This window comes from Halomonas sp. DQ26W (assembly GCF_003339685.1).
Taxonomy (GTDB): Bacteria; Pseudomonadota; Gammaproteobacteria; order Pseudomonadales; family Halomonadaceae; genus Halomonas.
In genome coordinates this window covers 1-10,272 of the sequence record NZ_QPKI01000047.1, presented here as the reverse complement: position 1 = coordinate 10,272, position 10,272 = coordinate 1, and the positions used below count along the sequence as shown (strand labels likewise).

Below are 10,272 nucleotides of genomic sequence, written 5' to 3'. Positions count from 1 at the left end.
AAGATACTCCAACAGCGGTGTGGTTTGCCTTAATGGAAAAAACAGCTGTTGGAGCGCTGGTCCCCATCGCGACTGGCGCCGTCAGGAGCCTCGGCGGAGGCCACGGCGTTGGCGATGGTCGCTGGCACGGGCAACACCGCCGGGAGGCCTGCGGCCTCCAGTCGTGATCTGAAGATACTCCAACAGCGGTGTGGCAGCGTCGGTGGAGAGGATCGCTGTTGGAGCGCTGCTCCGCATCGCGACTGGCGCCGTCAGGCGCCCGGCGGCGGCTGCCGACGTTGGCAATAACCGCGACCATGGCAACCCCACCGGGAGTCCTTCGGCCTCCAGTCGCGATCTGAAGATACTCCAACAGCGGTGTGGCGCCGTTGGTGGAGAGGATCGTTGTTGGAGCGCTGGTCCCCATCGCGACTGGCGCCGGCAGGCGCCTCGGCGGAGGCCACGGCGTAGGCCACGGCGTAGGCGATGGTCGCCGGCACCGGTAACACCGCCGGGAGGCCTGCGGCCTCCAGTCGTGATCTGAAGATGCTCCAACAGCGGTGTGGTTTGCCTTAATGGAAAAAACAGCTGTTGGAGCGCTGGTTCCCATCGCGACTGGCGCCGTCAGGCGCCTCGGCGGAGGCTGCCGCGCTGGCAATAACCGCGACCATGGCAACCCCGCCGGGAGGCCTGTGGCCTTTAGTCGTGATCTGAAGATACTCCAACAGCGGTGTGGCAGCGTCGGTGGAGAGGATCGCTGTTGGAGCGCTGCTCCGCATCGCGACTGGCGCCGTCAGGCGCCTCGGCGGAGGCCACGGCGTTGTCGATGGTCGCCGGCACGGGCAACCCCGCCGGGAGTCCTTCGGCCTCCAGTCGTGATCTGAAGATACTCCAACAGCGGTGTGGTTTGCCTTAATGGAAAAAACAGCTGTTGGAGCGCTGGTCCCCATCGCGACTGGCGCCGGCATGCGCCCGGCGGCGGCTGCCGACGTTGGCTATTCGCCAAACGCCGGGGCTTCCACCGCCAGTAATTGCAGGTGTATGTCCGGCAGCTGACGCAGGTGCTCCACCATCCAGGCCGTCAGCAGGGGCTCGAGGACCAGGCGCAATTCGGCCAGGCTTTCGGCCTGCAACGCCTCCAGGCGTTCATCCAGCCAGTCGGCGAGCGCGTCTTCATCGAGTGCACTAACGCGATGTGCATCCAGCATCAATCTCCCGATACGAGTCCAGCCTGGGCCGGTCGATGCGATAGGCAAGGCGAGATACAGGATGCCGTGACGGGACGAGCCGCGCTCTGCCGCCAGCCCCGGCAGAGGGGTGACGGCATTCTGGCTGACGATGCAGGGGCGCTGAGGGTGCCGGGCTTCCAGGGTCAGGCCGTCGCCATCCAGACGTATCAGGTCGCCATTGACGGGGGCCAGTGGGGCCTGGATACCAAGGCTCTCGGCGAGTGCCCGGTGGGCGCGTTGATGCTGGGGTTCCCCATGTACCGGCAGTAGATGCTTCGGTTTGATCCAGCCATAGAAAATTCGCAGCTCCTCCTGTGCAGGATGACCGGAGGCGTGTAGCTCCGGATGGTTGAACTCATCCCAGATAGCCACATCCAGGCGCCTGAGGCCATGCTTCAGCCGCTCGATAGGTGGCTCGTTGCCTGGAATCGCCTTGGCCGAGAAAATCACTGTATCGCCCGATCCCAGTTCTAGACTGTGATGCCTCCCACTGGCCAGGCGGCTCAGGGCCGCGCGAGGCTCTCCCTGGCTTCCGGTGGCGATGACCAGTACCTCTTTTGCAGGCAAATAGCCCAGGTCGCTGGCCGGAACCAGCGGTGGCATGTCATCGAGATAGCCCAGTCCGCGGGCGACGCCTACCATGCGCTCCATGGCCCGCCCCATCAGACTTACACGGCGGCCGCTGCGCTCGGCGGCCAACGCGATCGCCAGCACCCTGGCCAGGTTGCTGGCGAAGCAGGAGACCACCACCCGGCCAGCACATTGGCTCAGTCGATGTTCCAGGGCACGTGCCACTTCGCCTTCGCTGCGAGAGTGGCCGGGGAGGGGTGCATTGGTGGAATCCCCCACCACCAGGTCTACCGGTGCCAGGGCCCGGAATAGGGCGCCCTTCATCGGTGGGCCGATCAACGGCTCGGGGTCGAGTTTCCAGTCGCCGGTATGCAGCACGCGATAGTCACCCGCTGCGATCAACAACGCACAACTCTCGGGTATGGAGTGGGTCAGGGGTAGATAGCGCACGGTGAAGGGACCCGTTTCCAGGGCCTCCCCCGGCTCGATCACCTGGATGGCATCGGTGGCAAGCCCGCGTTCAGTGAACTTGGCCCGCAGCAACCCGGCTGCCAAGGGAGTGGCATGCACCGGGCACTGCCATCTCGGCCAGAGCCAGGCGGCGGCACCGATGTGATCTTCATGGCCATGTGTGATGAGCAGTGCGCAAGGCGCTATTCCAAGGGCGTCGGCGGTGTCCAGGCTGGGAACCTGCAGCGGGCTGTCGGGGAGATCTTGACGAATCAGCATGCCGCAATCGACGGCGATCCATTCGTCATCATGACCATACAGTCCAAGGTTCATGCCTATCTCGCCACAGCCCCCCAGCGGCAGGAAATGAAGCGGCTTTCTACGGCGTGGGCGAATGGTGGCACTGGATGAAATCATCGGCACATCATGGTCAGGCAATGGAAGCGTTACTATACGGGATCGTCGCGGCCCTCCACAATGCGAGCCCCGGAGCGGCAACACAGGTTCCGACGTGTCTTGCCCTCCTGAGTTCGCTACAATGCGCGCTCTTCGATCCACGTTCAGCAAGTCGATGGTTACCCATGTCCCACTACTACCGTCTGGTCGTTTCCTGCCCTGATCGTCGCGGCATCGTGGCACGCGTTTCCGGTTTCATTTCTGGCCATGGCGGCTCTATCACCGAGGCCAGTCAGCACTCCGACCTGGCGTCGGGTCGCTTTTTCATGCGCTATGAAATCCTCGCCGATTCCATCGATATGACGGGTGGCGAGTTGAAGCAAGCCTTTGAGCCGGTGGCGCGAGAATTTGAGATGGAATGGGCCCTGCGCGACACGCGCCAGCGCCCGCGGGTAGTGGTTATGGTATCGCGTGAATCACACTGCTTGGTGGACCTTCTCTATCGTTGGACCGCGGGAGAAATGGAAGGCGATATCGTCGGCGTGATATCCAACCACCCCGATATGCGGGGCATGGTGGAGTGGCATGGCCTGCCCTATTTTCATGTGCCTGTCGATGCCGCCGACAAGGCCTCAGCGTTTGCCGAAATGGAGGCGCAAGTGGAAGCGCTGAAAGCTGATACGGTGGTGCTGGCACGCTACATGCAAATTCTGCCGCCCAATTTGTGCCAGCGATACGCCGGACGCGTGATCAATATCCATCACAGCTTCCTGCCTTCGTTTGCCGGTGCGCGTCCTTATCATCAGGCCCACACCAGGGGGGTAAAGCTGATCGGTGCCACGTGCCACTACGTGACCGAGGAACTGGATGCCGGCCCCATTATCGAGCAGGACATCCACCGGGTCAGTCACTGCCATACTCCTGGTGATCTGGTGCGTTTCGGTCGTGATGTAGAGAAGGCAGTACTGGCGCGGGGGCTGCGCTGGCACCTCGAAGATCGTGTGCTGATTCACAGCAACAAGACAGTCGTTTTTGCCTGAGCCTGTTTCCTGGAAGCGGTCATGTCATTTTCCGAGCCCATGCTGGCTGGGTGGCGACCCTCAGCGACCATCGTTGTATTGATACCAAGTAGGGCATGCTAAAGAGGGAGAATCAGCTGTCGCCTTGCGTCTTCCGGTACCAGCCTTGCCCCGACACCCAGCAGGCGAACCGGACGTTTCTTCCGCGCCCAGGCCTGTTCCATCAAGGTTGAGAAGGTCTCGCTACAGAATGCGCCACCGCGTCCCTCCATGGTTGTCAGGCTGAAGTCGTCGAAGCGAACCTTGACGAACAATCCCGCCAGCGGCGGATGGCCATGTCGCGCCATGCGGGACTCCAACCGATCGCACAGTGCTGCCAGCTCCCTGTAGCAGTCGGGCAGGCCCGGAAGGTCGCTGGCGAAGGTGGCCTCCACGCTGACAGACTTGCGCTCGCGCTCCACCCTAACTGGGCGGACATCGATGCCGCGGGCGAGCTCGAACAGGCGATGGCCGAACTTGCCGAACTCCTGAATCAAGCGGTCCTGGGGCAAACGCTGCAGATCGTGACAGGTATCGATATCCAGTGACTTCAATCGCCTGGCGGTGGCTGGGCCGACACCATGCAGCTTGGTCACCGGCAGTGTCTCGATGAAGGCATCGACCCGGTCCGGGGAGATCACCGTCAGGCCATCGGGTTTCTCCCAGTCACTGGCGATCTTGGCCAGGAACTTGGAGGGGGCGGCTCCCACTGAAACGGTTATCCCCACGCGCCGCTGGCACTCCTCCTTCAGCCAGCGTGCCATCCAGGTGGCGCTGCCCGAGAAGCGGGTCACAGCGGTGACATCGAGGAAGGCCTCGTCCAGCGACAGCGGCTCCACGAGTGGGGTCAGTTCATGGAAAATCGCCTGGATCCGGCTCGACGCCTCGCGGTAGCGTTCGAAGTCACCGGAGAGCAGGGTTAGGTGAGGACAAAGCCTCAAGGCGCGCACGGTGGGCATGGCAGAGTGGATGCCATAGGTACGCGCCGGGTAGTTGCATGTGGCGATGACACCACGCCCCTCGGCGCTGCCGCCGATGGCAAGCGGAATCTCACGTAGTGCCGGGTTGTCGCGCATTTCCACCGCCGCATAGAAGCAGTCGCAATCGGCATGCAGGATCTTGCGAGCGGGGTTCATGAGCCTAGCCGAGCGCTACCGGCTTCAACACAATGCCTGTCCGCTACCACCGCGGATCACGCCCACGCCTATGCCTTCGATCTCAAGCAGCTGGTGTCGCAGGTCCACTTCTATGGGGGCGAAGTCGGCATTCTCCGCTTCGAGCACGACCCGGTGGCCGTTGCGATGGAAGCGTTTGACGGTGACTTCGTCCTCGAGCCGGGCGACGACGATCTGGCCGTCACGAACGCGATCCGTGCGGTGCACGGCGAGCAGGTCACCCTCGAGAATGCCGGCATCCTTCATGGACAGGCCGCGGACCTTCAGCAGGTAGTCGGCACGGGGAGTGAAGAATTCTGGCGGCAGAGGGCAGTAACGGTCGATGTGCTCGGCGGCAAGAATAGGGCTGCCGGCGGCCACCTCGCCGATGATCGGCAGGCCTTCCACGGCGGGTTCGCCCCCAACCGGTTCGGCATCCTGCGCTGGCAGGCGAATACCCCGCGAGGTACCACGGATCACTCGGATGACGCCCTTGCGCTCCAGTGCCCGCAGGTGTTCCTCGGCCGCATTGGGAGAGCGAAATCCCAGCGCGCGGGCAATTTCGGCACGGGTCGGCGGATAGCCGAACTCGCTCATCGTCTTGACGATGAAGTCGAAGACGTTCTGCTGGCGTGAGGTAAGGGGGCGTGCCATGCGACCTCCGGGTAGCGATGTCTTGAGTATTGTTCAAGTATACAGCATGGAAGTCTATCCAGTAAAAAAGCGGCTGCATGTCCTGGGGCGAACGGCGTTTAAAACAGCAGGCTGTCAAATAATTTGAGCGACTGGTTGAAACCACGTAGACTTTTGTTATGTTTTAAACACTCGTTTCCAGCCGGACCAGGATCATGGCACAAACTGATACCGTCACACGTATACTCGATACCGCCGAAGTATTATTCGCCGAACGTGGCTTTGCGGAAACCTCGCTGCGGACCATAACCAGCAAGGCGCGGGTCAATCTTGCCGCAGTGAACTACCACTTTGGCTCGAAGAAGTCGCTGATCCAGGCGGTATTTGCCCGCTATCTGGATCCGTTCACCGTGCGCTTCCATCATGCCCTCGACGAGTTGGAAGCACAGCATGCCGATGGTGTCATACCGCTGGAAGTGCTACTGGAAACCATGGCGCGCACCGTGCTGGATGTGCCTGCCGAACGTCACAGCCTCAAGGTGTTCATGAAGCTGCTGGGGCTTGCCTACAGTCAGGCTCAGGGACATCTGCGGCGTTATATTCAGGACGAGTACGGCAGCGTATTCTCCCGTTTCACCGATCTGGTTCGACTGGCAACGCCTGATTTGCCCGACTCCGAGCGTTTCTGGCGGCTACACTTCGTGCTGGGCACTGTCATCTTCACCCTTTCCGGGTTGGATGCGTTGCGAGATATCGCCGATAAGGAATATCAGGAGCATGTCACCGTGCGTGATCTCATCCGACGCTTGCGGCCGGTCGTGGTGGCTGCCATGAACGCACCGCTTCCACCGCCGCCCATGCCGAAGGCCGAGGCAAGCTGAAATGCGTACCCCATGCCTGACCGACCTGCCTCCGGCAGCGGACACTTGGTTGGAAGTCGACGTTGCAAATCAGTGTCTGGTCCACTGGCAGGGATCGAGGCCCCAGTCCGAGTGGAGCATCTCTACTGCCCTGGCAGGAACCGGCCAGCAGGAGGGTAGCGGCTGTACTCCGCTGGGGTGGCACTACGTGCGCGCCGCCATCGGTGACGGGCTGCCAATGGGCACGGTATTTCGTGGCCGCCGGCCCACCGGCGAACGGTATACGCCGCAACTCGCCAAAGCGCATCCACATCGCGACTGGATACTCAGCCGTATTGTCTGGCTCTGCGGGCTGGAACGCGGTGTCAATCGCGGCGGAGAGGTCGACAGTCAGCGGCGCTATATCTATTTCCATGGCACCCCTCACGACCAGCCCATGGGAGAGCCGCTTTCCCACGGCTGCATTCGCCTGAGTGCCCCGTCGCTGCTCCAAGTGTTCGCCGTGGCCACGCCTGGTACTCCCGTGTGGTTGCATGACTGAAGGGTAGGGAAGCAGGGCCTTGCGGATGGCTGTCACCTAGGCCAACTTTGGTCTAGAATCTGCCTCCTTCAAGGCCCAAGGAACCCGATCATGACGCAGACCCTAGGCCCAGTGATGCTTGATCTGGAAGGCACGCGGCTGACCGACGACGAACGCAGGCTATTGCTCCGTCCCGAGGTCGGCGGGGTGATACTCTTCTCCCGCAACATAGAAGATGCCCGCCAGGTTCGCTCGCTTTGTGATGCCATGCGTCGCCTGCGCCCCGAGCTGCTGTTGACGGTCGACCAGGAGGGCGGTCGGGTACAGCGGCTGCGTCAGGGCGTTACTCGGATACCCTCCATGGGACGCATCGGTCGCGACTATGGTATTGCTCCGGAAGTCACCCTGCGGCTTTGCCTGGACACCGGCTGGTTGCTGGGCATGGAAATGGCCGGCTGTGGGTTTGATTTCAGCTTTGCACCGGTGCTCGACGTCGATAGCGGCCTCTCCAGCGTGATCGGCGATCGCAGCTTTTCCAGCGATCCCACTGAGGTTTCCGCCATGGCTGCGGCCTTCGTGGCCGGCCTGCATGAGGCTGGCATGGCGGCAGTGGGCAAGCACTTTCCCGGTCACGGTGGCGTCGCCGCCGACTCGCACCTGGAACTACCCGTCGACGACCGGCCCCTCGATGTCATCCGTGGCCATGACCTGCTGCCCTTTGCCGAACTGGCCGGCCGCCTCGACGGTGTCATGCCCGGCCATGTCATCTACAGCGCCTTCGATCACCGTCCAGCCGGATTCTCCAACAGCTGGCTCGGATTGCTGCGCGAATCGCTCGGCTTCAAGGGAACGATCTTTTCCGACGACCTCGGCATGGCAGGTGCCGGATACGCCGGCGGCCCGCGTGAGCGTGCCCAGGCCGCGCTGGAGGCCGGCTGCGACATGGTGCTGGTATGCAACGACCGCCCCGCCGCCCTTGAGGTCGTGGATGCCTGCCAGGGCCGTACGCTGCGCCCGGCGACCCGGCTGCGCTATGGCCGGGCTCGTCCGGAGCTAGACGCCCTGGAAGCGCTGGGGCGATGGCGCCGCGTTCACGCGCGCCTCGAAGCCATGGCCCAGTGCTGAATGCCGCTGTTTCGCCTGAAAGACATCGCCACGTTCCAATTACCCTGATAGCAAGATGAGCTCTCAATGCCCAAACTAGATCCCGATTTTCATCAGTCCCTGGCCACAATGCGTGATGTCATGGAGAGTGCCGACTGCCTGATTACGCAAGAGGAGGTCGAAGTGGCTCTCGACCACATGGCCGAGCAAATCACTACTGACCTGGGCGATAAGCTGCCGGTCTTCTACTGCGTAATGAATGGTGGGTTGATCACTACTGGCCATCTGCTGACCCGCCTGGGTTTCCCGCTGGAAGTCGACTACCTGCATGCCACGCGCTATCGCGGCGGTATCCGTGGTGGCAGCCTGTTTTGGCGTGTCTCGCCGGAAGTGCCCATGGCCGACCGTCACGTGGTTATCGTCGACGACATTCTCGATGAAGGCACCACGCTCGCCGCCATTCTCGATTACTGCCACAAGGCCGGTGCCAAGAGCATTTCGACGGCGGTACTGGTCGACAAGCGTCACGACCGCAAGGCCGTCCCCGACCTGCGTGCCGACTACTGCGGCCTTGAAGTCGTCGACCGCTACGTCTTCGGCTTCGGCATGGACTACAAGGGGTACTGGCGCAACGCCCCGGGAATCTTCGCACCCAAGGGGTTGTAGGGAAGGGGGCCGTTGATAGAGAGAATCGTTGTTGGAGCGCTGGTCCCCATCGCGACTGGCGCCGCCAGGCGCCTCGGCGGCGGCTGCCGCGCTGGCAATAACCGCGACCATCGGTAACACCGCCGGGAGGCCTGCGGCCTCCAGTCGTGAGCTGAAGCTTCCTCCTACAAAATGGCGTGGCACCGTCGGTAGAAAGAATCATTGTTGGAGCGCTGCTCCGTATCGCGACTGGCGCCGTCAGGCGCCTCGGCGGAGGCTGAAACGCCGGTGATGGCCGCGAACGTTGGCAACACCGCCGGGAGTCCTTCGGCCTCCAGTCGCGATCTGAAGATGCTCCTACAGCGGCGTGGCACCGTCGGTAGAAAGAATCGCTGTTGGAGCGCTGCTCCGCATCGCGACTGGCGCCGCCAGGCGCCTCGGCGGAGGCCACGGCGTAGGCGAGGTCGCCGGCACTGGCAACACCGCCGGGAGGCCTGCGGCCTCCAGTCGCGATCTGAAGATGCTCCTACAGCGGCGTGGCACCGTCGGTAGAAAGAATCATTGTTGGAGCGCTGCTCCGCATCGCGACTGGCGCCGCCAGGCGCCTCGGCGGAGGCCACGGCGTAGGCGAGGTCGCCGGCCCTGGCAACACCGCCGGGAGGCCTGCGGCCTCCAGTCGCGATCTGAAGATGCTCCTACAGCGGCGTGGCACCGTCGGTAGAAAGAATCATTGTTGGAGCGCTGCTCCGCATCGCGACTGGCGCCGTCAGGCGCCCGGCGGCGGCTGCCGACGTTGGCAATAACCGCGACCATGGCAACACCGCCGGGAGTCCTTCAGCCTCCAGTCGCGATCTGAAGATGCTCCTACAGCGGCGTGGCACCGTCGGTAGAAAGAATCGCTGTTGGAGCGCTGCTCCGCATCGCGACTGGCGCCGGCAGGCGCCCTGGCGGAGGCTGCCGCAACGGCGATAATCGCAACCTAACCAACACCGCCGGGAGTCCTTCGGCCTCCAGTCGCGATCTGAAGATGCTCCTACAGCGGCGTGGCACCGTCGGTAGAAAGAATCATTGTTGGAGCGCTGCTCCGCATCGCGACTGGCGCCGGCAGGCGCCTTGGCGGAGGCCACAGCGTTGGCGATGGTCGCCGGCACCGGCAACCCCGCCGGGAGTCCTTCGGCCTCCAGTCGCGATCTGAAGATGCTCCTACAGCGGCGTGGCACCGTCGGTAGAAAGAATCATTGTTGGAGCGCTGGTCCCCATCGCGACTGGCGCCGTCAGGCGCCTCGGCGGAGGCCACGGCGTTGGCGATGGTCGCCGGCACCGGCAACACCGCCGGGAGTCCTTCGGCCTCCAGTCGCGATCTGAAGATGCTCCTACAAAATGGCGTGGCACCGTCGGTAGAAAGAATCATTGTTGGAGCGCCGCTCTGCGTCGCGACTGGCGCCGCCAGGCGCCTTGGCGGAGGCTGCCGCAACGGCGATAATCGCAACCTAACCAACACCGCCGGGAGTCCTTCGGCCTCCAGTCGCGATCTGAAGATGCTCCTACAAAATGGCGTGGCACCGTCGGTAGAAAGAATCGCTGTTGGAGCGCTGCTCCGCATCGCGACTGGCGCCGGCAGGCGCCCTGGCGGAGGCTGCCGCAACGGCGATAATCGCAACCTAACCAACACCG

8 protein-coding genes are annotated in these 10,272 nt (G+C 63.0%); 5 read left to right on the top strand and 3 right to left on the bottom strand.

From position 1 onward, the window contains the following. Positions 1-974: 974 nt before the first annotated feature. Entirely contained in the window at positions 975-2,561 is a 1,587-nt protein-coding gene (locus tag DU490_RS16540) for a ribonuclease J (RefSeq protein WP_114575327.1), read from the bottom strand. Between the two features lie 248 nt (positions 2,562-2,809). On the opposite strand from DU490_RS16540, the gene purU reads away from it, so the two are divergent. Further along, positions 2,810-3,664, top strand: a complete 855-nt coding sequence (gene purU, locus DU490_RS16535) for a formyltetrahydrofolate deformylase (RefSeq protein WP_114575326.1) — start codon at positions 2,810-2,812, stop codon at positions 3,662-3,664. Between the two features lie 98 nt (positions 3,665-3,762). Here purU and dinB read toward each other — a convergent pair whose 3' ends face one another. Both dinB and lexA read right to left on the bottom strand, forming a co-directional pair. Further along, on the bottom strand, positions 3,763-4,818 hold the full coding sequence (gene dinB / locus DU490_RS16530) for a DNA polymerase IV (protein ID WP_114575325.1): 1,056 nt from the start codon (positions 4,816-4,818) through the stop codon (positions 3,763-3,765). Positions 4,819-4,842: 24 nt separating this feature from the next. Beyond that, positions 4,843-5,490, bottom strand: a complete 648-nt coding sequence (lexA, locus tag DU490_RS16525; protein ID WP_114575324.1) for a transcriptional repressor LexA — start codon at positions 5,488-5,490, stop codon at positions 4,843-4,845. Between the two features lie 194 nt (positions 5,491-5,684). Between lexA and DU490_RS16520 the strand changes: the two genes are divergently transcribed. The 4 genes from DU490_RS16520 to DU490_RS16505 all read left to right on the top strand — a co-directional run bounded on the left by DU490_RS16520 (position 5,685) and on the right by DU490_RS16505 (position 8,619). Further along, positions 5,685-6,350, top strand: coding sequence for a TetR/AcrR family transcriptional regulator (locus tag DU490_RS16520; RefSeq protein WP_114575323.1), 666 nt, complete (start codon positions 5,685-5,687; stop codon positions 6,348-6,350). A gap of 1 nt (position 6,351) precedes the next feature. Continuing rightward, positions 6,352-6,870 (top strand): L,D-transpeptidase, encoded by a 519-nt coding sequence (locus DU490_RS16515; RefSeq protein ID WP_114575322.1) that lies wholly within the window; start codon positions 6,352-6,354, stop codon positions 6,868-6,870. Positions 6,871-6,960: 90 nt separating this feature from the next. Continuing rightward, on the top strand, positions 6,961-7,974 hold the full coding sequence (nagZ, locus tag DU490_RS16510; protein WP_114575321.1) for a beta-N-acetylhexosaminidase: 1,014 nt from the start codon (positions 6,961-6,963) through the stop codon (positions 7,972-7,974). Between the two features lie 66 nt (positions 7,975-8,040). Then, positions 8,041-8,619: a hypoxanthine-guanine phosphoribosyltransferase gene (locus DU490_RS16505; RefSeq protein ID WP_114575320.1), complete on the top strand. Its 579-nt coding sequence runs from the start codon at positions 8,041-8,043 to the stop codon at positions 8,617-8,619. Positions 8,620-10,272 lie beyond the last annotated feature (1,653 nt).

Coding starts and splice junctions, on each gene's coding strand:
- purU (WP_114575326.1), top strand. CDS start 2,810: ATGTCCCACTACTACCGTCTGGTCGTTTCCTGCCCTGATCGTCGCGGC.
- DU490_RS16520 (WP_114575323.1), top strand. CDS start 5,685: ATGGCACAAACTGATACCGTCACACGTATACTCGATACCGCCGAAGTA.
- DU490_RS16515 (WP_114575322.1), top strand. CDS start 6,352: ATGCGTACCCCATGCCTGACCGACCTGCCTCCGGCAGCGGACACTTGG.
- dinB (WP_114575325.1), bottom strand. CDS start 4,818: ATGAACCCCGCTCGCAAGATCCTGCATGCCGATTGCGACTGCTTCTAT.
- DU490_RS16505 (WP_114575320.1), top strand. CDS start 8,041: ATGCCCAAACTAGATCCCGATTTTCATCAGTCCCTGGCCACAATGCGT.
- nagZ (WP_114575321.1), top strand. CDS start 6,961: ATGACGCAGACCCTAGGCCCAGTGATGCTTGATCTGGAAGGCACGCGG.
- DU490_RS16540 (WP_114575327.1), bottom strand. CDS start 2,561: ATGAACCTTGGACTGTATGGTCATGATGACGAATGGATCGCCGTCGAT.
- lexA (WP_114575324.1), bottom strand. CDS start 5,490: ATGGCACGCCCCCTTACCTCACGCCAGCAGAACGTCTTCGACTTCATC.